31 protein-coding genes are annotated in these 26721 nt (G+C 63.5%); 23 read left to right on the top strand and 8 right to left on the bottom strand.

The window, feature by feature from the left end; genetic code table 11:
* The first annotated feature begins 115 nt into the window (after positions 1-115).
* The 7 genes from EUB48_RS17865 (at position 116) to EUB48_RS17840 (ending at position 5460) form a co-directional block, all read left to right on the top strand.
* On the top strand, positions 116-592 hold the full coding sequence (locus tag EUB48_RS17865; protein ID WP_142820380.1) for a DUF2244 domain-containing protein: 477 nt from the start codon (positions 116-118) through the stop codon (positions 590-592).
* Positions 593-696: 104 nt separating this feature from the next.
* Entirely contained in the window at positions 697-1875 is a 1179-nt protein-coding gene (gene coxB / locus EUB48_RS17860; protein WP_142821396.1) for a cytochrome c oxidase subunit II, read from the top strand.
* A 43-nt stretch (positions 1876-1918) separates the two neighbouring features.
* A complete protein-coding gene (ctaD, locus tag EUB48_RS17855; RefSeq protein WP_142820379.1) occupies positions 1919-3547 on the top strand; it encodes a cytochrome c oxidase subunit I in 1629 nt (542 codons plus the stop codon).
* Positions 3548-3557: 10 nt separating this feature from the next.
* Positions 3558-3662: a cytochrome oxidase small assembly protein gene (locus EUB48_RS21530; RefSeq protein WP_210411658.1), complete on the top strand. Its 105-nt coding sequence runs from the start codon at positions 3558-3560 to the stop codon at positions 3660-3662.
* Between the two features lie 18 nt (positions 3663-3680).
* Positions 3681-4307, top strand: coding sequence for a cytochrome c oxidase assembly protein (locus EUB48_RS17850; protein ID WP_142820378.1), 627 nt, complete (start codon positions 3681-3683; stop codon positions 4305-4307).
* Positions 4304-4525 (top strand): DUF2970 domain-containing protein, encoded by a 222-nt coding sequence (locus EUB48_RS17845; RefSeq protein WP_142820377.1) that lies wholly within the window; start codon positions 4304-4306, stop codon positions 4523-4525. The genes EUB48_RS17850 and EUB48_RS17845 overlap by 4 nt, the downstream gene beginning before the upstream one ends.
* 53 nt (positions 4526-4578) lie before the next feature.
* Entirely contained in the window at positions 4579-5460 is an 882-nt protein-coding gene (locus EUB48_RS17840) for a cytochrome c oxidase subunit 3 (RefSeq protein ID WP_077564094.1), read from the top strand.
* Between the two features lie 60 nt (positions 5461-5520).
* Here the strand turns inward: EUB48_RS17840 and EUB48_RS17835 are convergent, their stop codons facing one another.
* Complete coding sequence (locus EUB48_RS17835; RefSeq protein WP_210411657.1) at positions 5521-5748, bottom strand: twin transmembrane helix small protein; 228 nt, start codon at positions 5746-5748, stop codon at positions 5521-5523.
* Between the two features lie 51 nt (positions 5749-5799).
* Here EUB48_RS17835 and EUB48_RS17830 point away from each other — a divergent pair, with 51 nt between their 5' ends.
* Genes EUB48_RS17830 through EUB48_RS17805 form a run of 6 tightly spaced genes read left to right on the top strand, consistent with a single transcriptional unit; the run spans position 5800 to position 10185 of the window.
* Complete coding sequence (locus EUB48_RS17830) at positions 5800-6507, top strand: SURF1 family protein (RefSeq protein ID WP_244618259.1); 708 nt, start codon at positions 5800-5802, stop codon at positions 6505-6507.
* Positions 6446-7180, top strand: a complete 735-nt coding sequence (locus tag EUB48_RS17825; protein ID WP_142820374.1) for a hypothetical protein — start codon at positions 6446-6448, stop codon at positions 7178-7180. Before EUB48_RS17830 ends, EUB48_RS17825 begins: the two co-directional genes overlap by 62 nt.
* Positions 7181-7202: 22 nt before the next feature.
* Complete coding sequence (locus EUB48_RS17820) at positions 7203-8408, top strand: COX15/CtaA family protein (RefSeq protein WP_142820373.1); 1206 nt, start codon at positions 7203-7205, stop codon at positions 8406-8408.
* The gene (gene cyoE / locus EUB48_RS17815) at positions 8405-9301 is read left to right on the top strand and encodes a heme o synthase (RefSeq protein WP_142820372.1); all 897 of its coding nucleotides are present in this window, start codon (positions 8405-8407) and stop codon (positions 9299-9301) included. The genes EUB48_RS17820 and cyoE overlap by 4 nt, the downstream gene beginning before the upstream one ends.
* A 6-nt stretch (positions 9302-9307) precedes the next feature.
* Positions 9308-9913, top strand: coding sequence for an SCO family protein (locus EUB48_RS17810; RefSeq protein ID WP_142820371.1), 606 nt, complete (start codon positions 9308-9310; stop codon positions 9911-9913).
* Positions 9914-9957: 44 nt separating this feature from the next.
* Entirely contained in the window at positions 9958-10185 is a 228-nt protein-coding gene (locus EUB48_RS17805; RefSeq protein WP_142820370.1) for a sulfurtransferase TusA family protein, read from the top strand.
* On the opposite strand, the gene galU is transcribed toward EUB48_RS17805, so the two are convergent.
* Complete coding sequence (gene galU, locus EUB48_RS17800; RefSeq protein ID WP_142821395.1) at positions 10186-11085, bottom strand: UTP--glucose-1-phosphate uridylyltransferase GalU; 900 nt, start codon at positions 11083-11085, stop codon at positions 10186-10188.
* Positions 11086-11195: 110 nt separating this feature from the next.
* On the opposite strand from galU, the gene EUB48_RS17795 reads away from it, so the two are divergent.
* The gene (locus tag EUB48_RS17795) at positions 11196-12161 is read left to right on the top strand and encodes an NAD(P)-dependent oxidoreductase (protein WP_142820369.1); all 966 of its coding nucleotides are present in this window, start codon (positions 11196-11198) and stop codon (positions 12159-12161) included.
* Between the two features lie 29 nt (positions 12162-12190).
* Here EUB48_RS17795 and EUB48_RS17790 read toward each other — a convergent pair whose 3' ends face one another.
* The 4 genes from EUB48_RS17790 to EUB48_RS17775 form a co-directional block, all read right to left on the bottom strand.
* Positions 12191-15100 (bottom strand): valine--tRNA ligase, encoded by a 2910-nt coding sequence (locus EUB48_RS17790; RefSeq protein WP_142820368.1) that lies wholly within the window; start codon positions 15098-15100, stop codon positions 12191-12193.
* A 73-nt stretch (positions 15101-15173) separates the two neighbouring features.
* Positions 15174-15362 (bottom strand): DUF2783 domain-containing protein, encoded by a 189-nt coding sequence (locus tag EUB48_RS17785; protein WP_077564105.1) that lies wholly within the window; start codon positions 15360-15362, stop codon positions 15174-15176.
* A gap of 18 nt (positions 15363-15380) precedes the next feature.
* Positions 15381-17135 (bottom strand): FAD-dependent oxidoreductase, encoded by a 1755-nt coding sequence (locus EUB48_RS17780; protein WP_142820367.1) that lies wholly within the window; start codon positions 17133-17135, stop codon positions 15381-15383.
* A 93-nt stretch (positions 17136-17228) separates the two neighbouring features.
* Positions 17229-17858, bottom strand: a complete 630-nt coding sequence (locus tag EUB48_RS17775; protein WP_142820366.1) for a VOC family protein — start codon at positions 17856-17858, stop codon at positions 17229-17231.
* 267 nt (positions 17859-18125) lie between these two features.
* On the opposite strand from EUB48_RS17775, the gene EUB48_RS17770 reads away from it, so the two are divergent.
* From EUB48_RS17770 to queF, 7 genes are all read left to right on the top strand, one after another.
* The gene (locus tag EUB48_RS17770) at positions 18126-18551 is read left to right on the top strand and encodes a rubrerythrin family protein (protein WP_142820365.1); all 426 of its coding nucleotides are present in this window, start codon (positions 18126-18128) and stop codon (positions 18549-18551) included.
* A gap of 87 nt (positions 18552-18638) precedes the next feature.
* A complete protein-coding gene (locus tag EUB48_RS17765) occupies positions 18639-19988 on the top strand; it encodes a (Fe-S)-binding protein (protein WP_142820364.1) in 1350 nt (449 codons plus the stop codon).
* Positions 19989-19994: 6 nt separating this feature from the next.
* Positions 19995-20585 carry a DUF3501 family protein gene (locus EUB48_RS17760; protein WP_142820363.1) on the top strand — a complete coding sequence of 197 codons (591 nt, stop codon included), beginning with the start codon at positions 19995-19997 and terminating at the stop codon, positions 20583-20585.
* Between the two features lie 202 nt (positions 20586-20787).
* Positions 20788-21564, top strand: coding sequence for a peroxide stress protein YaaA (yaaA, locus tag EUB48_RS17755; protein ID WP_142820362.1), 777 nt, complete (start codon positions 20788-20790; stop codon positions 21562-21564).
* 8 nt (positions 21565-21572) lie between these two features.
* Positions 21573-22439 carry a 2OG-Fe(II) oxygenase gene (locus EUB48_RS17750; RefSeq protein WP_142820361.1) on the top strand — a complete coding sequence of 289 codons (867 nt, stop codon included), beginning with the start codon at positions 21573-21575 and terminating at the stop codon, positions 22437-22439.
* Positions 22440-22478: 39 nt separating this feature from the next.
* Complete coding sequence (locus tag EUB48_RS17745) at positions 22479-23372, top strand: alpha/beta fold hydrolase (RefSeq protein WP_142820360.1); 894 nt, start codon at positions 22479-22481, stop codon at positions 23370-23372.
* Positions 23369-24214, top strand: a complete 846-nt coding sequence (gene queF / locus EUB48_RS17740; protein ID WP_142820359.1) for an NADPH-dependent 7-cyano-7-deazaguanine reductase QueF — start codon at positions 23369-23371, stop codon at positions 24212-24214. Before EUB48_RS17745 ends, queF begins: the two co-directional genes overlap by 4 nt.
* Before the next feature lie 129 nt (positions 24215-24343).
* Here queF and EUB48_RS17735 read toward each other — a convergent pair whose 3' ends face one another.
* Both EUB48_RS17735 and EUB48_RS17730 read right to left on the bottom strand, forming a co-directional pair.
* Positions 24344-25213: an enoyl-CoA hydratase-related protein gene (locus EUB48_RS17735; RefSeq protein WP_142820358.1), complete on the bottom strand. Its 870-nt coding sequence runs from the start codon at positions 25211-25213 to the stop codon at positions 24344-24346.
* 14 nt (positions 25214-25227) lie between these two features.
* Positions 25228-25530 carry a hypothetical protein gene (locus EUB48_RS17730; protein WP_244618258.1) on the bottom strand — a complete coding sequence of 101 codons (303 nt, stop codon included), beginning with the start codon at positions 25528-25530 and terminating at the stop codon, positions 25228-25230.
* A gap of 206 nt (positions 25531-25736) precedes the next feature.
* Between EUB48_RS17730 and EUB48_RS17725 the strand changes: the two genes are divergently transcribed.
* Both EUB48_RS17725 and EUB48_RS17720 read left to right on the top strand, forming a co-directional pair.
* Positions 25737-26315, top strand: coding sequence for a ferritin-like domain-containing protein (locus EUB48_RS17725; RefSeq protein ID WP_142820357.1), 579 nt, complete (start codon positions 25737-25739; stop codon positions 26313-26315).
* Between the two features lie 41 nt (positions 26316-26356).
* Positions 26357-26707 carry a c-type cytochrome gene (locus EUB48_RS17720; RefSeq protein WP_210411656.1) on the top strand — a complete coding sequence of 117 codons (351 nt, stop codon included), beginning with the start codon at positions 26357-26359 and terminating at the stop codon, positions 26705-26707.
* Positions 26708-26721 lie beyond the last annotated feature (14 nt).

Here is a 26721-nt window from a genome sequence, read left to right as displayed (position 1 = left end):
GGGGTTACAAGTGTGTCGGCTACAATCGTCGCGAGTTGATTTTTAAGGGAATGTCCCCGGATTTCCTGCTGCGCTGGCGGTATCTGGCGAGGCGGCAGGCAGATGGACTTGGCGCGTGTCAAACTTGGTGTTTCGCTTCGCAACGATTCAGGGCCAGAACATCCACTGGTTCCTGAAACGCAACTGCTCGGTGTCCCCGGCCCAACTGGCTTGGGTGTACCTGTCGTTATGCGTGGTGTCGCTGGGTATCGGTGCGGTGTTCTGGTTCCAGGGCGCCACACTGGTCATGCCGTTTGCCTGGGTCGAGTTGCTGGTGGTGGGGGTTTCTTTTAGGGTTTACGCGCGTCATGCCACCGATGGCGAGAAGATCTCGCTGCAGGGTGCGCAACTGGTGGTTGAACTGGAGAGTGCCGGCAAGCTGGAGCGCGCTGAGTTCAATCGCGAGTGGGTGCGGGTTGAGCCCCGCACCGGTGACAGGTCGTTGATCGAGGTGTCGGGTCAGGGGCGGACGGTTCAGGTGGGGCGCTACGTGCGCCCCGAATTGCGTCCGGCGCTGGCGCGCGAGATCAGGATGGCGTTGCGTGGTGCTTGAATCGGGTCCGCTGGAGCCCGCAAGCCGGCCAGGCGCGGCAGACATGGCGTCAGGGCAAGAGAAAACAAGATTGGTTTAATTGAGGCAATGAAGAAGTGAACATGATCAAGAACATTTTCAGCAAGTTGGCTTCAGGCCTTCGAATCCCCGGCCTCTGGCTGGCAGCCTGGGCCAGCACGGCGGCTTATGCGGCCAAAGATCTCCCGGGTGGCCCGTCACTGTGGGAGTTGAACCTGCAGCCCGCGGTCACCAGCATTGCCGAAGAACAGCGCTGGCTCCATGACGGCTTGATGATCGTGTGCGCCGTGGTCTTCGTGGGCGTGTTCGGCGTCATGTTCTATTCCATCTGGAAGCACCGCAAGTCCGTGGGACACAAGGCCGCAAGTTTCCACGAGTCGGTCACGGTCGAAATGGCCTGGACGATCATCCCGTTCGTCATCCTCATCCTGGTAGCGCTGCCGGCGACCAAGGTGATTGTGGCGGAAAAAGACACCACCAATGCCGACCTGACCGTCAAGGCCACGGGGTACCAGTGGAAGTGGGGTTATGACTACCTCAACGGGGAAGGCGAGGGCATTGGGTTTCTCTCCACACTGAATCCGACGCACCGCGAGATGTCGAGCAATGGCGCCAAGGGCGTGATGCCGGACGACTACCTGCTCGATGTGGACAACCCGCTGGTGGTGCCGGTCAACAAGAAGATCCGCATCATCACCACGGCGAATGACGTGATTCACTCGTTCTCGGTGCCGGCTTTCGGCATCAAGCAGGATGCCATCCCTGGTTTTGTCCGCGACACCTGGTTCCGGGCTAACAAGGTCGGCACCTACTACGGCGAATGCACCGAATTGTGCGGCAAGGAACACGCCTACATGCCGATCCAGGTGAAAGTCGTGAGCGCGCAGGATTATTCCAAATGGGTCGACGGCGAGAAAAAGAAGATGGCCGCAGCGGCGGACGATCCGAACAAGGTCTGGACGCTGGCCGATCTCGTGAGCCGGGGCGAAAAGGTGTACACCGCCAACTGCGCGGCCTGCCACCAGGCCAACGGCAAGGGTGCCGGGCCGATCAAGCCGCTGGACGGCTCACCCGTGGTGCTCGACGCCGACAAGAACGCCCAGATCAAGACGGTGCTGGAAGGCCGCCTGAATGGCGCCATGCCTTCATGGAAGGCGCTCAGCGACACCGATATCGCCGCCGTGATCACGTATACCAAGAACCACTGGTCGAACAAGACCGGGCAGGTGGTGCAGCCGACTGACATCAAGGCCGACCGTAGCTGAAGTCGCCGGAAATCATTGAAGAAGTATTGAGAAGGAAATCCCGATGAGTGCAGTTCTTGACAATCACGGACACGGCGACCACACGCTTGACGATCACCACGCTCATGTCCCGACGGGCTGGCGCCGCTGGGTCTTTGCCACCAATCACAAGGACATCGGCACGATGTACCTGCTGTTTGCTTCCACCATGCTGCTGGTGGGCGGCGCGATGGCCATGGTAATCCGCGCCGAGTTGTTCGAACCGGGCCTGCAATTCGTCACCCCCGAGTTTTTCAACCAGCTCACCACCATGCATGGCCTGATCATGATTTTCGGTGCCATCATGCCGGCCTTTGTGGGTTTTGCGAACTGGATGGTGCCGCTGGAAATCGGTGCTTCCGACATGGCGTTTGCGCGCATGAACAACTTCAGCTTCTGGCTGTTGGTGCCGGCCGCCGTGATGCTCGTGGGAGGGTTCTTCATGCCCGGCGGTGCGCCGTCGACGGGCTGGACGATGTATGCCCCGCTGTCGCTGCAGATGGGCATGTCCATGGACTCCACCATTTTGGCGATACACCTGATGGGCGCCTCGTCCATCATGGGTTCGATCAATATCATCGTGACCATCCTGAACATGCGCGCGCCGGGCATGACACTCATGAAGCTGCCGATGTTCTGCTGGGCCTGGCTGATCACTGCCTATCTGCTGGTTGCCGTGATGCCGGTGTTGGCCGGGGCTGTCACCATGACGCTGATGGACCGGCATTTCGGCACCAGTTTCTTCAACTCGGCCAACGGCGGCGACCCGATCATGTACCAGCATATCTTCTGGTTCTTCGGCCACCCCGAGGTTTACATCATGATCCTGCCGGCCTTCGGCATCATCAGCATGGTGATACCGGCGTTCGCGCGCAAGAAGCTGTTTGGCTACGCGTCGATGGTGTACGCCATCGCGTCGATCGCGATCTTGAGCTTCATCGTCTGGGCGCACCACATGTTTGCCACCGGCATGCCGGTCACGGGGCAGTTGTTCTTCATGTACGCCACCATGCTCATCGCGGTGCCCACGGCGGTCAAGGTGTTCAACTGGACCGCCACCATGTGGCGCGGCTCGATGACTTTCGAGACACCGATGCTGTTTGCCGTGGGATTCATTTTCGTGTTCGTCCTCGGGGGCTTCAGCGGCCTGATTCTGGCGCTGGCACCGGTCGACCTGCAGTTGCATGGCACTTACTATGTGGTGGCCCATTTCCACTACGTCCTGGTGGCGGCCGCCCTGTTCGCCATGTTCGCCGGCTACTACTACTGGTGCCCCAAGTGGACCGGCGTGATGTACAACGAAACGCGCGGCAAGATTCATTTCTGGTGGTCGCTGATCTCGTTCAACGTGGCGTTTTTCCCGATGCACTTCCTGGGGCTGGCGGGCATGCCGCGCCGCTATGCGGACTACCCGATGCAGTTTGCCGACTTCAACATGGTGGTTTCCATCGGCGCGCTCTTCTTCGGTGTCGCACAGGTGTATTTCTTCTTCTTCATCGTATTGCCGACCATGCGCGGCAAGGGTGAAAAAGCGCCGCAAAATCCGTGGGAAGGCGCCGAAGGCCTCGAGTGGGAAGTTCCCTCTCCCGCCCCGTTCCACACCTTCGAGACACCGCCCAAGCTCGATGCGACGGCGACCCGCATCATCGGTTGAGTGACGAGTCATGACGCCTGAGCAAAAGAAAAACAACCTGCGCCTGGGGCTGATCCTGGCGACGGTCGCTTTGGCGTTTTTCGTCGGCTTGCTCGTCAAGACCGCATATTTCTGACGTAGCGCGCCACCCGCCATGAGCATTCGACGTGAAAACCTCAAGATGATGGCCAAGCTGGCCGTCGTCACGGCGGTGATGTTCGGCTTTGGCTTTGCGCTGGTGCCCTTGTACAAGGCCATCTGCGAGGCCACGGGCGTCAATATCCTGGCGCGCGGCGAAAATGATGTGCCCACTCCCCTGAATGCCGGCGGCAAGGGTGCTAGGGCGCTGTCGAACAGCCAGGCCGACCTGAGCCGCACCATTACCGTGGAGTTCGACGCGAATGCGCGCGGACCATGGTCGTTCAAGCCGGCCGAGCGTTCGATGCAGGTGCACCCGGGCATCCTGACCACCGTGATGTACGAGTTCCAGAACACGCAGGACCGGCGCATGTCGGCGCAGGCCATTCCCAGTTATGCGCCGCGCCAGGCTGCCGCGTACTTCAACAAGATCGAGTGTTTCTGCTTCAGCCAGTGGACCCTGAATGCGGGCGAAAAGAAGGACTGGCCGGTGGTCTTTGTGATCGATCCCAAGCTGTCGAAGGACGTGACCACCATCACCCTGTCGTACACGTTTTTCGAGGTGGGCGCGAAAACGCCCCCGCCTCCGGCGGATTCCGCCGATGCCACCGGGCAGATCGATGTGAGGCCGAAAAACTCATGAGCTCCCCCGTCGTCAAGCCTGCTGCGCCGCGCAAAGGTTCGTTCTGGCACAGCGTCAAAACCATCGGCTGGGCGTTCCTGGGCATCCGCAAGAAAAGCGGCTACCAGGAAGACCTGGCCAGAGCCAACCCCTTTCACATCGTTGCGGTGGCGATCGGGGCGGTCGCGATCTTCGTCATCGTGCTGATCAGCATCATCAAATGGGTCGTGCTCAAGTAGTCCGGCCCGATCATTTAAAGTCCAAAGAAAACTCGAGAGATTCAGGAGCAGACATGAGTTCAACACCCACCAGCACAGCCCCTTATTACTTTGTGCCGGCGCCTTCGCGTCATCCGGCCATGGCCGCGCTTGGCCTGTTCTTTGTGATTCTGGGGGGCAGCCAGTGGCTCAATGCTCATACTTGGGGGATGTACCTGTTCATTTTCGGCATTCTCTGGTGGCTGGGCGTGCTGTACCAGTGGTTCCACGACGCCGTCCATGAGAGCGAAGGCGGCAGTTATGGCCACAAGGTGGACTTGTCTTTCCGCTGGAGCATGAGCTGGTTCATTTTCTCGGAAGTGATGTTCTTCGGCGCCTTCTTTACCGCCCTGTGGTGGGCGCGCGCGCACTCGGTGCCGGCGCTGGGCAATGTGGAAAATGCCCTGTTGTGGCCCGACTTCAAGGCGGTCTGGCCCAGCATGGCGGCGGGCACCACGGCGTCTCCGGCGAACCTCGTCGCCCCCTTTGCCACCATGACGCCATTCTGGCTGCCGACCATCAATACCGCGCTGCTGCTATCGTCGGCCGTCACGGTGACCATTGCCCACCATGCGCTGCGCGCCGGCCATCGCGGACGCACCATTGCGTTCATGTGGGTCACCGTGCTGCTGGGCGCAACCTTCCTGTGCGTGCAGGGCTACGAGTACTTTCATGCCTATACCGAGATGAACCTCAAGCTGACGTCCGGTGTCTATGGGTCGACCTTTTTCATGCTCACGGGTTTCCACGGCTTCCACGTGTTTGTGGGGATGCTGATGCTGCTGTTCATTACCTTGCGTCTGATGAAGGGCCATTTCACTGCGGAGCGGCACTTCGGCTTCGAAGGAGCGGCCTGGTACTGGCACTTCGTTGACGTAGTCTGGCTCGGCCTGTACACGCTGGTGTACTGGCTGTAACGCGCGCCAGTCGAAAAAAGCGCCGTGAGGCGCTTTTCTGCTTTGCTGGGGGGCGGTCAATTATTGGCCGGCAGCGATGCCGGTAGGCTGGATGTACCCGAGCTTCCAGGCAAGCAAAATGCAGAGGAACAAAAGGATGGAAAACCCGATGCGAAACGCCAGCGCGCGCGCCATGTTGCGGCCCCGGCGCTTGTCGTCTTGCGCCGTTCCCCCGCGCATCATGAAAAATAGCGCGGAGCCCAAGCTGCCAAGAATGGCGACGAATGCAAGGATGACAAGGTATTTCATGGAGTCCATTATCCTGTGACGGCACGCTCTTCGCTGCTGCGATTCTGGCTGTTGAGCCTGTGCGCCCTGATCGGCATCGGCGTCACGCTGTCGCTTGGCCGCTGGCAATTGTCCAGGGCGGCCCAGAAGGAGGAGCTGCAGAGACAAATTCACCAAGGGAAAATCCGTGAAACCATTGATACACGGGAGCTTCTAGCTACGAAAAATATAGCATCCGAGTTATACCGGCCGGTCACACTGCGCGGTACCTGGCTGGCGCACCGGACGGTATTTCTCGACAACCGGGAGATGGATGAAAAAGCCGGTTTTTTTGTGATCACCCCCTTGCAGCTGGAGCACAGCGAGGCGGTGATTCTGGTGCAGCGGGGCTGGGCCCTGCGCAACTTCCTCGACCGCACCGCGCTGCCCCGGGTTGATACACCGGCCGGCCCGGTGCAGGTGAGCGGCCGGATTGCCCCGCCGCCTTCCAAGCTTTTCGAGTTCAAGGGTGCCGATACGGGTGTCATACGGCAAAATCTGGATCTGCCGCAGTTTCGTATTGAAACCGGCCTGCGGCTGCTGGACGTCACGGTACTGCAGACCGGTGCCCCGAGCGAGGGTTTGCAGCGTAACTGGCCGCCGGTCAATTCGGGGGTTGAAACCAACTACGGTTACGCATTTCAATGGTTTTCCCTGAGTGGCCTGATTGCAATTCTTTATGTCTGGTTCCAAATTGTCCGACGCTTTATCGCCCCCACACGCCGGCGCCCCCCGGTCTGAGTCCCATGACCAGCCGCTGGGGCTGACCGTGCACTCGATGCCGGCGCCACAGGAGTCGATGCTGGCCGACGCACAGCGCACCAGGCGCGGCCGCTGGCAAATGATTGCCGTCATGCTCGTGTGCGCGGCGCCGGTGATCGCTTCCTACTTCACCTACTACGTGGTCCGCCCCCAAGGCCGGGTCAACTTCGGCGCGTTGATCGAGCCGCAGCGCCCGATTCCTGCGGTAACCGCCCGCACGCTGGCCGGCCAGAGTGTGCCGCTGCGCTCGCTCGAGGGCCAGTGGCTGCTGCTGAGTGTGGCCGATGCTGCATGTAACGCCGACTGCCAGCAGCGGCTGTACCTGCAGCACCAGATGCGCGTGAGCCTGGGCAAGAACATGGACCGTGTGGACTGGGTCTGGCTGGTGGCCGACGACGCGCCGGTGCCTGCAGTCTTGCTTCCGGCCCTGGCGGACGCGACCGTGCTGCGTGTTCCGCCGGCGACGCTGTCGCAATGGTTGCCGCCGGCCGCCGGGCATGACCTGCGTGAGCATTTATATGTGGTCGACCCGATGGGCAACCTCATGATGCGGTTTCCGGCGCATCTGGAAATTGCCAACGCCGGCAAGGCCAAAGGCGACCTGGACCGGCTGCTGCGCGCTTCCGCGGCGTGGGACAAGGCCGCGCGCTGAGGCGCGTGACGAAGGCACACCCATGGCTGCTCAACCGCTGTACGACCTGTCACCACTGGCGCAACTGCTGCTGGCGGGCATCCTGGCAGCCCTGGGGCCGCTGGTGTGGGTCTGGCTGCGCAACCGGCAATCCTCCAGTGCGCGCTGGCTGCAGGCCTTGACGTTGCTGACCCTGTTCCTCACGTTCGATCTGGTGCTGTTTGGCGCGTTCACGCGGCTCACGGACTCCGGCCTGGGCTGCCCCGACTGGCCGGGCTGCTATGGCAATGCCAGCCCGGTCGGCGCCACCGCCGCCATCACGGCCGCGCAGACTGCCATGCCCACCGGTCCGGTGACCCACGGCAAGGCCTGGGTCGAGATGATCCACCGCTACCTGGCCACTGGCGTCGGCGTGCTCATCCTGACGCTGACCGTCACCGGCTGGGTGCAACGGCGCCGCGCTGCCCGCGCGGGCGGTTCCGCTGCGAGTTCCACCATCAATCCCTGGTGGCCCACGGTGACCCTCTTGTGGGTTTGTCTGCAGGGCGCGTTTGGTGCGCTCACCGTGACCATGAAACTGTTCCCCGCCATCGTGACGCTGCATTTGCTGGGCGGCATGGTGCTGCTGGCCCTGCTGTGCGCGCAGGCGGTGCGCGCGACGCAGGCACTGGAGGGCGGCGCTGCTGCGGCGCTGCCCATCTCAACGCGCCTGCTGCTCGGGCTGACCTGTGCGCTGACTGCCTGCCAGATTGCGCTGGGCGGCTGGGTCAGCACCAACTATGCGGTGCTCGCATGCACCCAGTTCCCCATGTGCCAGAACAGCTGGTGGCCTGCCATGAATTTTCATCAGGGGTTTCAGATCTGGCGCGGCCTGGGCCTGACGCCGGACGGCGGCCATATTGATTTTTCCGCGTTGACCGCGATTCACTTCACGCATCGTTTGTTTTCGTATGCCGTGTTCCTGGCCCTGGGCTTGCTGGCCTGGCGCCTGCGCCGCACCGCCCTGCGCCCGCAGGCGCGCTGGATCGCCGCCCTGGCGCTGTGCCAGTTTGCCACGGGCCTGAGCAACGTGGTGCTGGGCTGGCCGCTGGTGGCCGCGGTGTCGCACACGGGTGGCGCCGCGGCGCTGGTGGTGGTGCTCACGTGGTCCTGGTTCGCCAGCCGCAGCGCGCCTCGCCCAGCGGCGGACGCGGCCCTCAATCCCGCCACGGCGTCCCAACGTTCTCCCTCAACAAGGCTATCCGCATGAATACCGTGGCCAGCGCGACCCCGATGTCGCATTTCAAACAGTATTACGCGCTGACCAAGCCGCGCGTGATTCAGCTCATCGTGTTTTGTGCATTGATCGGCATGCTGCTGGCGGTTCCCGGCCTGCCGTCGGCCGCCGATGTGCAGCGCGCCCTCATTGCCTGCGTGGGCATCTGGCTGGTGGCCGCGGCCGCCGCCGCATTCAATTGCCTGGTCGAGCACAACATCGACGCCAAGATGAAGCGCACCGCGTGGCGCCCCACGGCCAAGGGCGAACTCGGTGACGGGCAGGCCCTGTTGTTTTCGGCAGTGCTGTGCTCGCTGGGCTCGTGGGTGCTGTATGTGTGGATCAACCCGCTGACGATGTGGCTGACCTTTGCCACGTTTGTCGGCTACGCGGTGATCTACACCGTGATCCTCAAGCCGCGCACCCCGCAAAACATCGTCATCGGCGGGGCCTCGGGCGCGATGCCGCCACTGCTGGGCTGGGCCGCCATGCGCGGCGACGTGGGGCCGGAGGCGCTGATCCTGTTCCTGATCATTTTTCTGTGGACGCCGCCGCACTTCTGGGCGCTGGCGCTGTACCGTGTGGACGACTACCGCAAGTCGGGCCTGCCCATGCTGCCGGTCACGCATGGCAACGCCTTCACCCGCTTGCAGGTGTTTTTGTACACGCTGATTTTATTTGCCGGCTGCCTGATGCCGTTCATCTACGGCATGAGCTCCTGGCTTTACCTTGCCGCCGCGGTGATTTTGTGCACCGGTTTTTGCGCCTACGGTTTTCGGCTCTGGCGCAATTATTCGGACGCGCTGGCGCGCAAGACTTTCCGGTTTTCCCTGATTCACCTGAGCCTGCTGTTCGCGGCGCTGCTGGTGGATCACTACGTACTCTGATCGATCATGCATAAACGGGACGCTATTAGATTGATAGCTGTTAGTGCTTTGTTGGTGGGGGCCACAGGCCTTATTTCTGCTTGCTCGCAGGACAAGCCGCAGTTTAAGAACATCGACATCACGGGCGCCGACTATGCCAAAAACTTCCAGCTGACCGACCAGAACGGCCAGCTGCGCAGCCTGAAGGATTTCAGGGGCAAGGTGGTGATCCTGTTCTTCGGCTACACCCAGTGCCCCGATGTGTGCCCAACCACCATGGCCGAGCTGGCCGAAGTCAAGAAGGCGCTCGGCAAGGACGGCGACAAGCTGCAGGTGCTGTTCGTTACGGTCGATCCCGAGCGTGATACGCCGCAGGTGCTCAAGGGCTACATGACCAACTTCGACCCGAGCTTTCTGGCGCTGCGCCCCACGCCCGACAAGCTCGCCGAGGTCGCGAAGGACTACAAGGTGTATTACAAAAAGGTCGATGGCAAGACGCCCACCAGCTACACCATGGACCATTCGGCAGGCAGCTACGTGTACGACCCGCAGGGCAACCTGAGGCTGTACTACCGCTACGGCAGCGGCACGCAGGCGCTGGTGTCGGACATCGAGTTGCTGCTCAAGGCCTGATCCCGAATTGCTTAAAATTGCGGCAACCCCAAGGATTTCAAACCATGCAAGTCAACAAAGAACTCGACACCCGCGGCCTGAACTGTCCGCTGCCTATCCTGAAGGCCAAAAAGGCGCTGACCGATATGCAGAGCGGCCAGCTGCTCAAGGTGGTGGCGACCGATGCGGGCTCGGTGCGAGACTTTCAGGCCTTTGCCAAGCAGACCGGCAACGAGCTGGTCGAGCAGCAGACCGTGGGCGCCGACTTCATCCACATCCTGCGCCGGCGCTGATCAAATCTTGAGGCCCTGCAGGTAGCTGCGGAAGTCCTCACCCACCTCGGGGTGCTGCAGTGCGAGCTCCACGGTGGCCTGCAGAAACCCCTGCTTGCTGCCGCAGTCGTAACGCTTGCCCTCGTATTGCAGCGCGTACACCGCCTCGGATTGCATCAGGCGTGCAATACCGTCGGTGAGCTGGATTTCCCCGCCGACACCGCGCGGCTGATTGCGTATCTGCTCGAAAACGCCGGGCGTGAGAATGTAGCGCCCGGCCACGCCCATGCGTGACGGCGCGGTCTCGGGGCTGGGTTTCTCCACCATGCTGCTGACCTTCAGCACGCGCTCGTTGTGGAGCCCGGCGACAGGGTCGCCCGCCACGATGCCGTAACGGCGCACCTGGTCCAGCGGCACTTCCTGCACCGCGAGCAGCGAGCCTCCGAGCCGCCCGAAGACGTCGACCATCTGGGTCAATACGGGCGGCCCGCCCGCGGGCCCGACCATCAGGTCGTCTGCCAGCAGCACCGCAAACGGCTCGTTGCCGACCAGGTGTTCGGCGCACAGCACTGCATGCCCCAGTCCGAGCGAACGCGGCTGGCGCACGTAGGACAGATGCATGTCGTCCGGCTGCAGGGAGCGCACCAGCGCCAGCAGCTCGTCCTTGTGACTGGCCTCTAACTCGCTTTCCAATTCGTAAGCGGTGTCGAAATGGTCCTCGATGGCGCGCTTGTTGCGCCCCGTCACGAAGATCATGTGGCGGATGCCGGCCGCGTACGCCTCTTCCACGGCGTACTGGATCAGCGGCTTGTCCACCACCGGCATCATTTCCTTGGGCTGGGCCTTGGTGGCTGGCAGAAAGCGCGTCCCCAGACCGGCGACAGGGAAGACGGCTTTCCTGATGGGCGTGATTTTTTGCATCGACATGAAAACCGTTCGTAGTTAAAGTATTGAAGCACGGCGAATGCCGTACCCCATGTGCAGCGCTTGGCGCGGCGTCAAAAAATGAGAATGAGACAAAGGCAGGCTCGTTGGACATCTTACTTCTAGAGACGTTGATACCGCAGGCCAGGCAATGGCTCGAGGCGCGCCACACTGTGAGCTACCAGCCGCAACTCGCCGACGACCCGAGCGCGCTGCGCCGCGCCGTGTACAAGACGCAGGCCCTGCTGGTGACGCCCAAGGTCGCCGTCACCCGGGAGTTGCTGGACTTCGCACCCCGCCTCAAGGTCATTGCCTGCCTGTTCGATGACACCGACAACATGGATCTGGAGGCTTGCTATGAGCGCGGCATCCGCATGATCCGGCCCGCCAGCGCCCCTGTGCGGGCCCAGGCCGAATACCTTCTCGGCGGCCTTTTGATGCTGCTGCGCCGCGGCTTCGGCGTCTCGCTGGGTGGCAGTCGCCGTCCCGACATTCGCCTGGGCCGCGAGCTGGGCGACAGCGTGATCGGCATCCTGGGCCTCACGCCGGCCGCCCACACCCTGGCGCACATGCTGGCGCCGCTGGGCGCCAAATTGATCGGTTACGAGCCGGCGCTGCATCACAGCGCCGCCATCTGGGAGCGCCTGCACATCCAGCCGGTCGGGCTGGCGGAGCTGATGGCGCAGGCCGATGCGGTCTCGCTGCAAATGCTGTACGCCTCGCGCTATGCCGGCTTCATCAATGACGCCGCGCTAATGCACTGCAAGCCCGGACAGGCCTGGGTCAGTATCAGCCGCTCGGCGCTGTTCGAGCCGCAGGCGCTGGCCAGTGCTTTGAGGGACGGGCGCATCGATGCCTGCCTGCTCGATGGTGTCGATTACCGTCTTGTCTCGGAGGGCGCGCCGCTGCACGGCCTGAACAACCTGATCGTCACACCGCGCGTGGCCGCGCATACGCGCGAGTCGCGGCTGCGTGCCAACTGGTATCTGGTGGACCGCATGCATGAAGCGGCGCCCACCACTGCCGGCATGGCGCCGGCCGGGCTATCCAGCGTGGCCGTGGCGGCGGGTTAGCGCGCCATCCCGCACCGACGCCGTGTGGGTCAGCCCAAGCGCGCGAGCTGCTCCTGCACCTTGGCCAGCGTGGCCGTGAAATCCGCCAGGCGTTTGCGCTCCTGATCGATCACGGCCGGCGGCGCCTTGGCGACGAAGGCCTCGTTGCCCAGCTTGCCCCGGGTCTTGGCAATTTCGCCTTCCAGGCGCGCGGCTTCCTTGCCCAGACGGGCTTTCTCGGCGGTGACGTCGATCTCCATGTGCAGGCAGAGGCGCGTCTCGCCGACCACGGCCACCGGCGCGGCCTGGGCGGCGCCGGCCCACGCGGCCTCGTCGTCGAACACCTTCACTTCGCTGAGCTTGGCCAGCGCGCGCAGTACCGGCGCCACCTGCTGCATGAAGGCGGTCTCGCCAGCGTTGTGCGCCAGCGCGTAGAGCGGTAGCCGCGTCGCGGGCGACACCTTCATTTCGCCGCGCAAATTGCGGCAGGCATCGACCAGCGACTTGAGTTTGGCGACATGCGCGATCGCGGCCTCGTCGATCTTGTTCGGCTGGCTGATGGGGTAGGGCGCGATGCTGACCGACTCGCCGCCTATGCCGGCCACCGGCGCCACTTTTTGCCAGAGCTCTTCCGAGATGAACGGGATGAGCGGATGCGCCAGCCGCAGGATCGCCTCGAGTGTGCGGATCAGCGTGCGTCGCGTCGCGCGCTGCTGCGCGGCATCACCCGTCTGGATCTGGACCTTGGCAATTTCCAGGTACCAGTCGCAAAATTCGTCCCAGACAAACTGGTAGATGGCGCCGGCCACGTTGTCGAGACGGTAGTCTTCGAAGCCCCGGGCCACCTCGGCCTCGACCTTTTGCAGCAGCGAGGCGATCCAGCGGTCGGCCTGGCTAAAGCGCAGGTAGCCGTGGAATGGCTGGCCCGGCGCGCATTGCGCCTTGGTGTGCTCTTCGAGACCGCAGTCCTGGCCCTCGCAGTTCATCAGCACGAAGCGCGTCGCGTTCCAGAGCTTGTTGCAGAAGTTGCGGTAGCCCTCGCAGCGCTTGGGATCAAAATTGATGCTTCGCCCCAGCGTGGCGAGCGCGGCAAAGGTGAAGCGCAGTGCGTCGGCGCCAAACGCCGGAATGCCGTCGGGGAATTCCTTCTCGGTGTTCTTGCGCACTTGGGGCGCCGTCTCGGGCTTGCGCAGGCCGGTGGTGCGCTTGTCGAGCAGCGGAGGGAGCGCAATGCCGTCGATCAGATCCACCGGATCGAGCACATTGCCCTCCGACTTGCTCATCTTCTGGCCGTGCGAGTCGCGCACCAGGCCGTGGATATAGACGTGCTTGAATGGCACGCGGCCGGTGAAGTGGGTCGTCATCATGATCATGCGTGCGACCCAGAAGAAGATGATGTCGTAGCCGGTGACCAGCACGGAGGAGGGCAGGTACAGGTTGTAGTCGTCGGTGGGCGCGTCGCCCTGGTTCGGCCAGCCCATGGTGGAAAAGGGCACCAGCGCCGACGAGTACCAGGTGTCGAGCACATCTTCGTCGCGCGTGAGCTTTTTGCCGGGCGCCTGGGTCTGCGCCTCGGCCTCGTTGCGCGCCACATAGACCTTGCCGTCCTCGTCGTACCAGGCCGGAATCTGGTGGCCCCACCAGAGCTGGCGGCTGATGCACCAGTCCTGGATGTTGTTCATCCACTGGTTGTAGGTGTTGACCCATTGCTCGGGGACGAAGCGCACTGCGCCGCTGTCCACTGCATCGATGGCCTTTTGCGCGATGCTCTTGCCGCTCGGATCCTGCTCGCTGACCTTGCTCATCGCCACGAACCATTGGTCGGTCAACATGGGCTCGATCACCTGGCCGGTGCGGGCGCAGCGCGGCACCATGAGCTTGTGCTTCTTCATTTCCACCAGCGCACCGGCGGCCTCCAGATCGGCAACGACCTGATTGCGCGCCACGAACCGGTCGAGTCCGCGGTATTTCTGCGGCGCGTTGTCGTTGATGGCGGCGTCCAGTGTGAGCACGCCGATGATCGGCAGGCCATGGCGCTGGCCCACGGCGTAGTCGTTCACATCGTGCGCGGGCGTGACCTTGACCACGCCGGTGCCGAAGGCCTTGTCCACGTAGTCGTCGGCAATCACGGGAATCTTGCGGTCGCACAGCGGCAACACGACTTCCTTGCCGATCAGATGCCGGTAGCGCTCGTCCTCCGGATGCACCATCACGGCCACGTCGCCGAGCATGGTTTCGGGTCGTGTAGTGGCGACGGTCAGGGAGCCCGAGCCATCGGCCAGCGGGTAGGCGATGTGCCACAGAAAACCGTCTTCTTCCTCGCTCTCGACTTCAAGGTCGCTCACCGCGGTTTTCAGCACCGGGTCCCAGTTCACCAGGCGCTTGCCGCGGTAGATCAGGCCCTGCTCGTAGAGCCGCACGAAGGTCTCGGTCACCACGGAGGACAGTTTCGGGTCCATGGTGAAGTACTCGCGGCTCCAGTCCACGCTGTCCCCCATGCGGCGCATCTGGGTGGTGATGGTGTTGCCGGACTGCTCCTTCCACTCCCAGACCTTGGCGACGAAGTTCTTGCGCGCCACATCGGGCGTGGGGCCCATGTCATGCCGGCTGATGCCCTGTTCCTGCAGCTGGCGCTCGACCACGATTTGCGTGGCAATCCCCGCATGGTCGGTGCCGGGCACCCAGACCGTGTTCGCGCCCTTCATTCGGTGGTAGCGCGTCAGGCTGTCCATGATGGTCTGGTTGAACGCATGGCCCATGTGCAGCGTGCCCGTCACGTTGGGCGGCGGCAGCTGGATCGCGAACGCGGGCTCGCCGGCCTTCGGCGCCTTCGTGCCGCGATAGCCGGCGACCGCATAGCCGCGGCGCTCCCACTCGGGGCCCCAGTGGGCTTCCAGGGCGGCGGGCTCGAAAGACTTGGAAAGGCTGTTGAGGCCGGGTTGTTGCAGCGTGTCGGTCATGTGGGGCTTCAGGGAAACGGAAAACGGCACCCGTGAGGTGCCGTTTGCGAGCTGGTTGCGGGAGGCCCTGATTTTACTTCGGGGTCGCCCTGGCCGCCGCGATGCATTCCGCCAGCACGCGGTCGTCGCCCACCTGGTTCGCCAGCAGCAGGATCAGGCGCGCGTTGAGCAGCTGTGAGTCTTCCGGACTCAGGCCCGTGTGGGCGTCGAGCAGTTGCTCGTAAAAGGTATCTGCATCGTGGAAATTGAGAGTGGTTTTCATGGTGATGTGGTCGCTTGTTTACACGTGGCCCAGGCATTTTTCAATCGCGTGGACCAACTGGTCGTCCACCGCCTCGCCGGTGGCGGCCAGGTAGCCGTCGGGGCGCACCAGCGCCCAGGCGTGGCCAAACACGTGGCAGGCGCCCTGCAGGTGGCCTTTCGGGTCGCGCACGTGTTCGCGTGCCTGCGGCTGGCCGTCGGTGCCCACCACCTGCACGCTGCGCACCGGGGTGCCGTTCCCGAGCTGGCGCAGGCGCTGGCTCGCGGCGGCAGAAACATCACCGAACACCAGCACCAGTAAATGGCCCTGGGCCCAGGTCAACAGGTCGTTCACCACGCCCTGCGAGCCGGGCCGGGTGCCATTGCTCCCGGCTTCGCCATCGGCCCAGTTGAACGCCACGTTCTGCACCGACAGGCCACCCGTGGGCCCGCAAATGGATGAGCGCGTGTAGCTGTTGGCCACCGCCATGCGGCCGGTGTTGATCAGGCTGCGCGCAAACACATACTGCTTGGCCAGGCTGATGGCGGCGCTGCGAAACAGCCGCTCCACGCCATCGGCCGGGCGCAAAAAGCGCGCCGTGCGGTTCGTGACCAGCACGTTCTGCCGGGCCGCCTCGTGGCGCTCGTCGTGGTAGCTGTCCAGGAGCGCCGGCGTGGCCTGGCCGCGCAGCACGGCGGCGAGCTTCCAGGCCAGGTTGTCCGCATCGGCCACGCCGGTGTTGCCGCCGCGCGCGCCGAAGGGGCTGACGACCTTGGCGGTGTCGCCCATGAAAAACACGCGTCCGACGCGCATCCGGTCGACGCACTGGCTGCGGTAGGCGTAGGGGCCGACCCAGACGATGTCCACGCCCACGTCCGGTCCGAACTGGTGCGCCAGGCGCTCGCGCACCACGTCTTCGCGGCTCACATAGCTGGGATCGGCGTTCGGCGCCATCTGGTAGTCGATGCGCCACACGTCGTCGGCCATCAGGTGCTGCCAGACTGCACGGTTCTCGTTGAACGGGGCCTCGATCCAGGTGTGGCGCTCCGCCGGGGGATGCTTGGTGAAGCGCACGTCGGCAATGCACCAGCGGTCGTCGCCGCGCTTGGTCTGCAGCGTGGCGGCGCACCACTGGTGGAACGGCGTGTTGCAGCCCGTGGCATCGATCACGTGATCGGCCTCGATGCGGTAGCTGCCGGCCGGGGTTTCCACGGTGAGCGTGGCGAATTCATCGTTCTGTGTGAAGGCCGTGACGCGGTTCTTCCAGCGGAGGTCCACATGGCCCAGCTCGTAGATTCGCTCGACCAGAAAGCCCTCAATGTAGAACTGCTGGATGTTGATGAACGGCGGCTGCGTCGAGAGGTTGAAGTTGCTCTGCTGGCGCAGGTCGAACGAATACACCTCGTCGTGGCCCGCGAAGGTGCGGCCCACGCTCCACTGGACGCCCTTTTTGGCGATGCGCTCGTAAATGCCCAGGCGGTGGAAAATTTCCAGCGACTTTTGCGTGTAGCAGATGCCGCGCGAGGATGCGCCCTTCACGCCCACGGTGTTGTCCTCGTCCAGCAGCACGGCGTCAACGCCCAGGCGCGCCAGCGCGCAGGCCAGCGTCAGGCCGGTGATGCCGCCGCCGACGATGACCACCGGATGGCGCACCACGGCGCCGCTCTGGAGTTCGGGCGGCACCACAAACGGGTATTCGGGCAACGCGTAGCCGGCGCCGCCAGTGAATTCGTAGCCGTGGGTCGGGACGATCTCGCGCCAGGCGGGGTGGGTCGGGGTATTTGTCTCTGGCATGGCGTGCAATGCTCAAGTGTTGTGGTTGCTAACAAAAACCGGCGCAAGCCCATATTGGCAATACGCCAGAAGCTATCAAAAACAGAGTAAACGCTACCGGCGCACGCTGTCCTTGAGGAACTCCGGACGGTCATTTTGCTGCGGTTTGAGTGCGGCCGGGGCATTGCCGGCGGCGCGCTCGCGGCGCCACTGCTCCTTGCGCGCCGTCCACTCGGCCAGGCGCGCGTGCGCGGTCTTGCTCTCCTGCAGCATCTGGAACTCGTCGGCCAGCTGCGCGCTGAGCTCGAGCCGCACGCCGTTGGGATCGAAAAAATAAATGCTGTGGAAGATGTGGTGGTCGGTGATGCCCAGAACTTCCACGCCGTGGGCCTCGAGCCGGGTCTTCATGTCCTTGAGTGTCTGCACCGAGTCCACCCGAAACGAAATGTGGTTGACCCACAGCGGGTTGTTTGGGCTGGGGGCAGCCGCCTCGTCGTTGCCCAGATCGAAGAAGGCGATGAACGAGCCGTCCTGCAGACGGAAGAAAAAATGCGTGTACGGGCAGTATTCGCCGGTGCTCGGCACCACGTCGCTCTGGATGATGTGGTACAGCGGCAACCCGAGGATGTCCTCGTAGAAGTGCCGTGTTTCCTCGGCGTCCTTCGCGCGGTAGGCCACGTGGTGCAACTGGCGAATCGGCGCGGGGGCGGGCAGGTGGGCAAGGTCTTTCAAAACGGCAGCCATAAGTGTCTCCGGGTTAAATGGAATTTACCAATGCGTAACGCGTTTACTATAACGTAACTCCTGCTTCGCGCCAATCATGGCGCGCATGGGGTGGCTTTGGTATCGAGAATGCTTATTAACGCTATCGATGCAATAGTCACCCGCAATACGGGGCATTGATTCAGCCAATTAGACGTGCGCCCCTATCGGGGCTAACCTTGGGGTGTCTTTGACATGAACCGTTCAAAGCGACAGGGTCAATTTGTTCAACCCATTTAGGAGAAACCCATGGCAGCACTCAAAGGCTCCAAGACGGAGCAAAACCTGAAAGACGCCTTCTCAGGCGAATCCCAGGCCAACCGCCGTTATCTGTATTTCGCAAACAAGGCCGACGTGGAAGGCCAGAACGACGTGGCGGCGCTGTTCCGCTCGACCGCGGAAGGTGAAACCGGTCATGCGCACGGCCACCTCGAGTTTCTCGAACATGGCTCCGGCGACCCGGCCACCGGCCTGCCGATCGGCCCGACCCGTGACAACCTCAAGTCGGCCGTGGCCGGCGAAACCCACGAGTACACCGATATGTACCCCGGCATGGCCAAGACCGCGCGCAGCGAAGGCTTCGACGAGATCGCCGACTGGTTCGAGACACTGGCCAAGGCCGAGCGCTCGCACGCCAACCGCTACGTCAAGGCGCTGGCCGAACTCGTTGACTGATCCCTGAGTTTTGCGTGTTGGGCATTGCTTTGGCAGTGCCCAATGCAGAAGATTCCGTACCCGCCCGAGAAAAAGGAAGGATCCCTCATGGCCACCGAAGGCAACCTGCAAGCCCCCACGCGCCACGCCATCGACTGGAAAAATCCCGGGTTCTACAACGAAGACGCCGCATTGCAGGAAATGGAGCGCATCTTCGATATCTGCCATGGTTGCCGCCGCTGTGTAAGCCTGTGCGGCGCGTTTCCCCTGCTGTTCGACCTGATCGACGAAAACAAGACCATGGACGTCGAGGGTGTCGATAAAAAAGACTACTGGAAGGTGGTCGACCAGTGCTACCTGTGCGACCTGTGCTACATGACCAAGTGCCCCTACGTGCCACCGCATCCGTGGAACGTGGACTTCCCGCACACCATGCTGCGCGGCAAGGCCATCAAGTTCAAAAAAGGCGGGGTCGGCCTGGGCGAGAAGTTCCTCGCTTCCACCGACGTGCATGGTCAACTGGCCGGCATCCCGGTCGTGGTGCAGATCGCCAATGCGGTGAACCAGACCAAGGTGGCGCGCGGCCTGATGGAAAAAACCCTGGGCGTGGACAAGGATGCGTGGCTGCCGGCGCTGGCCACGCGCAAATTCCGCTCGCACACGCCGGTGTCGAAAAACTACCCCGTGCGCGATGGCGACAAGACACCCGGCAAGGTGGCAATTTTTGCCACCTGCTACATCAACTACAACGAGCCGGGCATCGGCCACGACCTGCTCAAAATCCTCGACCACAACGAGGTGCCGTATGTGCTCGTCGAAAAGGAAAAATGCTGTGGCATGCCCAAGCTGGAGCTGGGCGATCTCGATGGCGTCGATACGCACAAGCAGGCCAACATCCCGGTGCTGGCGAAGTATGCGAGAGAGGGCTACGCGATCCTCGCGGCCGTGCCCAGTTGCGCGCTGATGTTCAAGCAGGAACTGCCGCTGATGTACCCCGATGAGGCCGATGTGCAACTGGTCAAGGAGCACATGTGGGATCCGTTCGAGTACCTCATGGCGCGCAAGCGCGACGGGCTGTTGAAGACCGAATTCAGCACGCCGCTGGGGAGAATCAGCTACCAGATTCCGTGCCACGGCCGGGTGCAGAACATCGGCAAGAAGACCGAGGAAATGCTCAAGATGGTGCCCGGCACCAGCGTGCAGACGCATGAGCGCTGCTCGGGCCACGCGGGCACCTTTGGCGTGAAGAAGGCCACGCACCAGCAGGCCCTGAAAATCGGCAAGCCCCTGTTCAAGGCGATGGCCAACCACAAGGACGGCGGCCTGCCCGATGTGATCAGCAGCGACTGCCCGCTGGGCGGCCACCACATCGCGCAGGGCTTTGACGTCAACAACCTGGGCGCGCCGCCGCAAAAGCACCCGCTGACCCTGATCCGAATGGCCTACGGGCTGGAGTAAGAAAACATGCAACTGACCGGAAAAATCACCCCCGACAGCCTCATGAGCCTGGAGGCCTACAGCAAGTGGCGCAAGGCGCACAAGGCCGAGGTGATGGCGCACCGCCAACTGCGCTCGGTGCACCTGGGCGAGCACATCAACCTGCAGTTCGAGAGCGAGACCACGATCCGCTACCAGATCCAGGAAATGCTGCGTGTCGAAAAAATCTTTGAGGAAGAGGGGATCGCGCAGGAGATCGAGGCCTACGCGCCGCTGGTGCCCGACGGCAGCAACTGGAAGGCCACGATGATGCTAGCGTACACCGACATCAACGAGCGCCAGCGCGAACTGGCGCGCCTGATCGGCGTGGAAGACCGCCTGTTCGTGGAGGTCGAAGGCCACGACCGCGTCTACGCGATTGCCGACGAAGACATGGATCGCGAGAACGACGAGAAAACCTCGGCCGTGCACTTCGTGCGCTTCGAGCTGACGCCCGAAATGTGCGCCTCGGTCAAGGCGGGCGCCGGCGTCAAGCTTGGCTGCGACCACACGCACTATCCCGCGCACACGCAGGTCGCGCCCGAGACACTGGCCTCGCTGGCCGGAGACCTTCGATAGCCAGCCGGTTTCGTCAATAACGATAATGAAGGCTTCCACTGCGGAGCCTTTTTATTTTGAAGGGCACTTTTATAAATGGCACTGTCATCCCCGCGGAGACGGGGATCCACTGTGTCCTTGCAAGTCAACTGCGTTTGCGACATGGATTCCCGCCTTCGCGGGAATGACAAATGTTTGTATTATTTTTCCTGAAGTTTGAGCCATGCTGTTTTTGTTGTCCCCTGCCAAAGCCCTCGACTACGACACTTCGGTGGGAGACGACGTGCCGCACACGCAGCCGCAATTTGTGCGCCAGTCGACGGAACTGATCAAGGTGCTGGCGCAAAAGTCGCCGCAGCAGGTGGCCGAACTCATGCACCTGAGTGATGCGCTCTCCAGCCTGAACGTGGCGCGCTACCAGGCCTGGGTGCCGCGCTTCACGGCCCAAAATTCGCGCCAGGCGGCGCTCGCGTTCAACGGCGATGGGTACAAAGGGCTCGATGCCAGAACGCTCAAGCCGCCCCAACTGGCGTGGGCGCAGGACCATCTGTGCATCCTGAGCGGCCTGTATGGCGTGCTGCGCCCGCTCGACCGGATGCAGCCGTATCGGCTGGAGATGGGCACCCAGCTGCCGACCGAAAAGGGCAAGAATCTGTACCAGTTCTGGGGCACGCAGATCGCGGAGCACCTGAACGAGCGGCTGCAGTCCGACAGGACGCCGGTGGTCGTGAACCTGGCATCAACGGAGTACTTCAAGTCGGTGCACCGCAAGGCTCTCAAGGCGCGTGTCGTGGAGTGCGTCTTTGAAGAGTTCAAAAACGGCCGCTACAAGGTCATCAGCTTCTTCGCCAAGCGGGCGCGCGGCCTGATGGCGCGCTACGCCGCCACGCACCGCATCAGCACGCCCAGGCGGCTCGAAGCTTTCAACCTCGAAGGCTATGCATTCGACGCGGGCGTATCGGGTCCCGAGCGGCTGGTGTTTCGCCGCAGGGCGGTGTGAGCGACATCATGATTGACAGCCCGCAGCACATCACTCTAGAGCTGCGCGAGTGGATCGTGGCGCAGGCCGCGTCCGGACAGCCCCCGCAGACCATGGTCGAATCCATGGTGGCCTCCGGCTGGCGCGAGGACGTGGCGCTGGCGGCGCTGCAAAAGGTCCTGAGCGAGTACCTTGCCAGGGAGGCGGCGCGGGCCGAGGAGGACGAGCTGCCGCTGGCCGTGCCGGTGCCCGAGCCGGCGCTGGCCGAGTCGCCCTTGTATCTGGAGGCGGGCGACCGGCGCGTGCATGTGCTGCAGGCCATGCTGGACCCGCGCCTGGTGGTGTTCGGCAACCTGCTGGGCGACGACGAATGCGATGCCCTGATCGCGGCGGCCCGCCCGCGCATGGCGCGCTCGCTCACCGTGGCCACCCAGGAACACGGTGAGGCGCCGAATGACGATCGCACCAGCCGCGGCATGTTTTTCGAACGCGGCGAAAACGAACTGGTGGCGCGCATCGAGGCGCGCATTGCGCGGCTCGTCAACTGGCCCGTGGAAAATGGCGAGGGCCTGCAGATCCTGCGCTACCCGCCAGGCGCGGAGTACAAGCCGCACTACGACTATTTCGACCCGGATGAACCCGGCACGGCCGCGATTCTCAAGCGCGGCGGCCAGCGCGTGGCCACGCTGGTGATCTACCTGAGCGAGCCCGAGAAGGGCGGCGGCACCACGTTTCCGAACGTGCATCTGGAAGTCGCCCCGAAACGCGGCAACGCGGTGTTTTTCAGCTACGAGCGGCCGCACCCCAGCACCTATACCCTGCACGGCGGCGCGCCCGTGATCGCCGGCGAGAAGTGGATCGCCACGAAGTGGCTGCGCGAGCGGGAATTTACATAAAAGAGGGCTGTAGCCCATACAGGACATTGGCAATATGCTATGAAAATAAGAGCAAACGGCATTGACGTCGAAGTCGAAGACAGCGGCCCCGGCGCGAGCGGCGAGGCGCGCCCGGCGGTGCTGCTGATCATGGGTTTGGGCATGCAGCTGGTGGCCTGGCCGCCCGCGCTGGTGCAGGCGCTGGTGGACGCCGGCTACCGCGTGATCCGGTTTGACAACCGCGACATCGGCCTGTCCCAGCATTTCGACCAGCTCGGCAAACCCAACCTGCTGTGGCAGGGGCTCAAGCTCAAGCTCGGCCTCACGCCGCGCGCGCCCTACAGCCTGGCCGACATGGCGCTGGATGCGGTCGGCGTGCTCGATGCGCTGCATATCGACAAGGCGCATGTGGTCGGCGTCAGCATGGGCGGCATGATTGCCCAGCGCGTTGCCATTGCGGCGCCCGAGCGGGTGCTCAGCCTGACCAGCATCATGAGCTCGAGCGGCGCACGTGGCTTGCCGCAAGCCCGCCCCGAGGTGATGCGCGCCATGCTGGGCCAGCCCGCGAGCAACGCGCTGGCGGATGTGGCCGACTACTACGTCCAACTGTTCCGGACGATCGGCAGTCCAGGCTTCCCGATGACCGATGCGCAGATGCGCGAGCGCATCCTGCTCGGCATCCAGCGCAGCTTTCATCCGGTCGGCACGCTGCGCCAGATGCTGGCCATCGTGGCCGATGTCACGCGCGCGGCCGATCTTGCGCGCGTGCAAAGCCCGACGCTGGTGCTGCACGGCAAGGCCGATCCGCTGGTGCCCTACGCCTGCGGCGAAGACACGGCGCGGCGCATCCGCGGCGCCCGGCTGGTCGGCGTGGAAGGCATGGGCCACGACCTGCCGCCCGGCGTGGTCGAACGCCTGCTCGAACCCTTGATCCCGCACCTCAAAACAGCATGAATAGCCCTGAAGACTCCCTGCTCGGCAAGCCGGCCAGTTACGTCGATCATTACGACGCCTCGCAGCTGTTCCCGATTGCGCGCGCCGCCAAGCGCGCGGAGATCGGGGTGGTCGGTGCGCCGCCCTTTTTTGGCGCCGACCTGTGGACCGCGTTCGAACTCAGCTGGCTCAACCTGCGCGGCAAGCCGCAGGTGGCGCTGGCCCACATCATGGTGCCGTGCGAGTCGCCGAACATCGTGGAGAGCAAGTCGTTCAAGCTCTACCTGGGCAGCTTCAGCAACACGAAGTTCGCCGACGCCGAGGCCGTGCGCGCCTGCATCCGCGCCGACATCAACGAGGCCGTCTGGCGCGGCGGCCCGGTGCAGTCCTCGGTTGGCGTGAAGGTGTTGCTGCCCGAGATGTTCGACCGCGAGCCGGTGCATGAGCTCGACGGCCTGAGCCTGGACCGGCTCGACGTCGAGTGCAGCCAGTACACGCCGGCGCCCGAGCTGTTGATGGCCGCGTTTGACGAGCAGCCCGTGACCGAGGTGCTGACCAGCAATCTGCTCAAGAGCAACTGCCTGGTGACCGGCCAGCCCGACTGGGGCAGCGTACAGATCAGCTACAGTGGCCCGCAGATCGAGCAGGGCGGCCTGCTGCAGTACCTGGTCAGCTTTCGCAACCACAACGAGTTTCACGAGCAGTGCGTCGAGCGCATCTTCATGGACCTGTGGACGCGCTGCCGGCCCACGAAGCTGGCGGTGTACGCGCGCTACACGCGCCGCGGCGGGCTCGACATCAACCCGTTTCGCACCAGCTACCCGCAGACGCTGCCGCCGAACATCCGCACCGCGCGGCAATAATTTCAAGTGCTGTCATTCCCGCGTCCTCTCTGTCATTCCCGCGAAGGCGGGAATCCAAGGCCTTTGCACACGCAAGGTGGAATTTCTGGATTCCCGCCTTCGCGGGAATGACGACGCTTACGGTAAAGGCTACAGGCCGATTTCTCTAAAAGACTGAAGTTCGGACAAAGCCGTGAAGTTGCCCGCGCGTTTCTCTCTCGTTGCAGTCACGGCCTCGCGCACATGGGCGTTGCTCCAGATCGCGCCCTGGACCCAGCCCATCTGTTTGAGCGCGTCGTCCACCGTGTGATCGCGGGCATAGTGGATGACCTGCTTGGTGCCCCAGATGGCGACCGGCGGCTTGGCGGCGATTTCCTTCGCGCATTGCAGCGCGGCGGCGAGAAGGGCCTCTGGCGAATCGAAGACCTCGTTGACCAGGCCGTAGCCCAGCGCCTTCTGCGCGGACAGGCGCCGGCCGGTGTAGGCCAGCTCCTTCACCACGCCGAGCGGGATCAGTTTCGGTAAGCGCTGCAGCGTACCGACGTCGGCGACCATGCCGATGTTGATTTCCTGGATGCAGAAGAAGGCGTCCTTTGTTGCGTAGCGGATGCAGCAGGCCGTCACCATGTCGACCGCGCCGCCGATGCAGCCACCCTGGATCGCGGCAATCACGGGGATGCGCAGCGTCTCCAGCTTGGTGAAGGTGGCTTGCATGTCGGTCAGCAGATCGAAGATGGCGGCGCGCCCCTCGGCGCTGCGGTCGTCCATGGCGATGGCGCCGCCAAAAGTCTCCAGCGCCATGCCGGCCGAAAAATGCTTGCCGGTGCTGGAGATCACCAGTGCGCGCGCCGTGCCGTCTTTGTGCAGCGAGGTCAGCACCTGATCGAGCTCACGCCAGAAGGCCGGGTTCATGGTGTTCAGCGCCTCGGGGCGATTCAGCACCAGGTGCGCCACATGATCTGTTGTCGTGAGGGAGAAGCAGCTGAGGCTGGAAGCAATCGTGGGGTTTGCGGTGTTCATGCCTGCACTGTAGTTCAGCCGGCGGCGTCCAGCCAGTCGCACCTGAGACGCTGCGCCTCGTGCGCCCGGATGCGCCAGCCCACGTACAGGCGCGGCGACCAGATCGCCAGCAGGCATAGCGGATAGGCCCACGGTGCGTCGAACGCAAAGGCCGGCACCCAGCCCACCCAGCCCATGACCCACAGCGTCAACACCGCATCCCACAACTGGTACTCCAGCGGATGGTCGGCCTTGTGCGCGACATGCCATCGCTTGATGCGCTGGAGTCTGGCCAGCGTCAGAGGGTGACTTGGGGGATGCGTCGGATGGTGGTTCATGAAAGCCTCCGGTAGCTTTTTCAGAGTAAGTTACGCGTAAGCCTATGTCAATGCCATCGCGCGCGCTACGCAGGCAGCCGGCCGCTGGATTCAAATTCCTGATGCCCGACAAAACTCGAGGGGCAAGCTGAATCCGTTGTTGCGCGCTGCCGCGTAAGGCAGGTGTCGCAACCATTTCAGCGACGGCAACCCACAAGGAGATTCACATGCAACTCATCACCCCCACTGCGGCATCGCGTCGTTCATTCCTGGGCACCACCGGCGGCCTGTCCGCCGTGGCCGTGGCCATGCTCGCCGGCAAGGAAGCACTGGCACAAGGCATGGGCGGCGACATGTCCAAGGACGTGTCCATCCTCAACGTGGCGCTCGGCCTCGAATTCGAGGCCATCGGCGCCTATCAGCTCGGCGCCACCAGCGGCCTGCTGCAACCGGGCCCGCTCAAGGTGGCCGTGCTGTTCCAGAGCCAGCACAAGGGGCACCGCGACGCGCTCATCGCCACCATCAACAAACTGGGCGGCAAACCCGTGGCCGAGAAAACGCTGGCCCAGTACGCCGCCGAACTGCACGCCAACACGCTGAAGAACCAGACCGACGTGCTGGAGCTGGCGACCCGGCTCGAACTCGGCGCGGTCAATGCCTACCTTGGCGTGATCCCGGCCTTCGGCAACCGCGACCTGGCCAAGGTGGCAGGCCGCCTGGCGGCGGACGAGACCATGCACTACACCGCGCTGCTCGGTGCGCTGGGCCGGCCGCTGCCGAACGACGCGCTGAGCTTCGGGGCCTGAGAATGGCGCGCGGCAAGCGGCCGCGGCGGACGGCGGCTGTGATGGGCGCGCTGCTGCTCGCCATCGGCGCCACGTCTGCCGTGGCGCAGGACAGCGGTTCGGCCACGCGCGGCCAGGCCTTGTACGAGTCCCGCTGCGGTGCCTGCCACAGCGTGGACGCCAACCGCGTGGGCCCCATGCACAAGGGCGTGCTGGGGCGCGTGTCCGGCAGCGCGGCGGGCTACGACTACTCGCCAGCACTGGCGCAAAGTCATTTCGTCTGGACGCGCGAGAAGCTGCTGCTCTGGCTGAAGAATCCCGAAGGCCTGGTGCCGGGCCAGAAGATGAACTACCAGGTGGACAACGCCCAGGACCGCGCCGATCTGGTGGCCTACCTGGCCACCTTGAAATAGCGGGAGCCGATGCC

The sequence above is a fragment of the Rhodoferax sediminis genome (assembly GCF_006970865.1).
GTDB lineage: Bacteria > Pseudomonadota > Gammaproteobacteria > Burkholderiales > Burkholderiaceae_C > Rhodoferax_A > Rhodoferax_A sediminis.
The sequence above is the reverse complement of the archived record's forward strand: the minus strand, read 5'-3'. Positions and strand labels throughout refer to the sequence as shown.

Coding starts and splice junctions, on each gene's coding strand:
- ctaD (WP_142820379.1), top strand. CDS start 1,919: ATGAGTGCAGTTCTTGACAATCACGGACACGGCGACCACACGCTTGAC.
- EUB48_RS21530 (WP_210411658.1), top strand. CDS start 3,558: ATGACGCCTGAGCAAAAGAAAAACAACCTGCGCCTGGGGCTGATCCTG.
- EUB48_RS17850 (WP_142820378.1), top strand. CDS start 3,681: ATGAGCATTCGACGTGAAAACCTCAAGATGATGGCCAAGCTGGCCGTC.
- EUB48_RS17845 (WP_142820377.1), top strand. CDS start 4,304: ATGAGCTCCCCCGTCGTCAAGCCTGCTGCGCCGCGCAAAGGTTCGTTC.
- EUB48_RS17840 (WP_077564094.1), top strand. CDS start 4,579: ATGAGTTCAACACCCACCAGCACAGCCCCTTATTACTTTGTGCCGGCG.
- EUB48_RS17835 (WP_210411657.1), bottom strand. CDS start 5,748: ATGAAATACCTTGTCATCCTTGCATTCGTCGCCATTCTTGGCAGCTTG.
- EUB48_RS17825 (WP_142820374.1), top strand. CDS start 6,446: ATGTCTGGTTCCAAATTGTCCGACGCTTTATCGCCCCCACACGCCGGC.
- EUB48_RS17820 (WP_142820373.1), top strand. CDS start 7,203: ATGGCTGCTCAACCGCTGTACGACCTGTCACCACTGGCGCAACTGCTG.
- cyoE (WP_142820372.1), top strand. CDS start 8,405: ATGAATACCGTGGCCAGCGCGACCCCGATGTCGCATTTCAAACAGTAT.
- EUB48_RS17810 (WP_142820371.1), top strand. CDS start 9,308: ATGCATAAACGGGACGCTATTAGATTGATAGCTGTTAGTGCTTTGTTG.
- EUB48_RS17805 (WP_142820370.1), top strand. CDS start 9,958: ATGCAAGTCAACAAAGAACTCGACACCCGCGGCCTGAACTGTCCGCTG.
- galU (WP_142821395.1), bottom strand. CDS start 11,085: ATGCAAAAAATCACGCCCATCAGGAAAGCCGTCTTCCCTGTCGCCGGT.
- EUB48_RS17790 (WP_142820368.1), bottom strand. CDS start 15,100: ATGACCGACACGCTGCAACAACCCGGCCTCAACAGCCTTTCCAAGTCT.
- EUB48_RS17785 (WP_077564105.1), bottom strand. CDS start 15,362: ATGAAAACCACTCTCAATTTCCACGATGCAGATACCTTTTACGAGCAA.
- EUB48_RS17780 (WP_142820367.1), bottom strand. CDS start 17,135: ATGCCAGAGACAAATACCCCGACCCACCCCGCCTGGCGCGAGATCGTC.
- EUB48_RS17775 (WP_142820366.1), bottom strand. CDS start 17,858: ATGGCTGCCGTTTTGAAAGACCTTGCCCACCTGCCCGCCCCCGCGCCG.
- EUB48_RS17770 (WP_142820365.1), top strand. CDS start 18,126: ATGGCAGCACTCAAAGGCTCCAAGACGGAGCAAAACCTGAAAGACGCC.
- EUB48_RS17765 (WP_142820364.1), top strand. CDS start 18,639: ATGGCCACCGAAGGCAACCTGCAAGCCCCCACGCGCCACGCCATCGAC.
- EUB48_RS17760 (WP_142820363.1), top strand. CDS start 19,995: ATGCAACTGACCGGAAAAATCACCCCCGACAGCCTCATGAGCCTGGAG.
- yaaA (WP_142820362.1), top strand. CDS start 20,788: ATGCTGTTTTTGTTGTCCCCTGCCAAAGCCCTCGACTACGACACTTCG.
- EUB48_RS17750 (WP_142820361.1), top strand. CDS start 21,573: ATGATTGACAGCCCGCAGCACATCACTCTAGAGCTGCGCGAGTGGATC.
- EUB48_RS17745 (WP_142820360.1), top strand. CDS start 22,479: ATGAAAATAAGAGCAAACGGCATTGACGTCGAAGTCGAAGACAGCGGC.
- queF (WP_142820359.1), top strand. CDS start 23,369: ATGAATAGCCCTGAAGACTCCCTGCTCGGCAAGCCGGCCAGTTACGTC.
- EUB48_RS17735 (WP_142820358.1), bottom strand. CDS start 25,213: ATGAACACCGCAAACCCCACGATTGCTTCCAGCCTCAGCTGCTTCTCC.
- EUB48_RS17730 (WP_244618258.1), bottom strand. CDS start 25,530: ATGAACCACCATCCGACGCATCCCCCAAGTCACCCTCTGACGCTGGCC.
- EUB48_RS17725 (WP_142820357.1), top strand. CDS start 25,737: ATGCAACTCATCACCCCCACTGCGGCATCGCGTCGTTCATTCCTGGGC.
- EUB48_RS17720 (WP_210411656.1), top strand. CDS start 26,357: ATGGGCGCGCTGCTGCTCGCCATCGGCGCCACGTCTGCCGTGGCGCAG.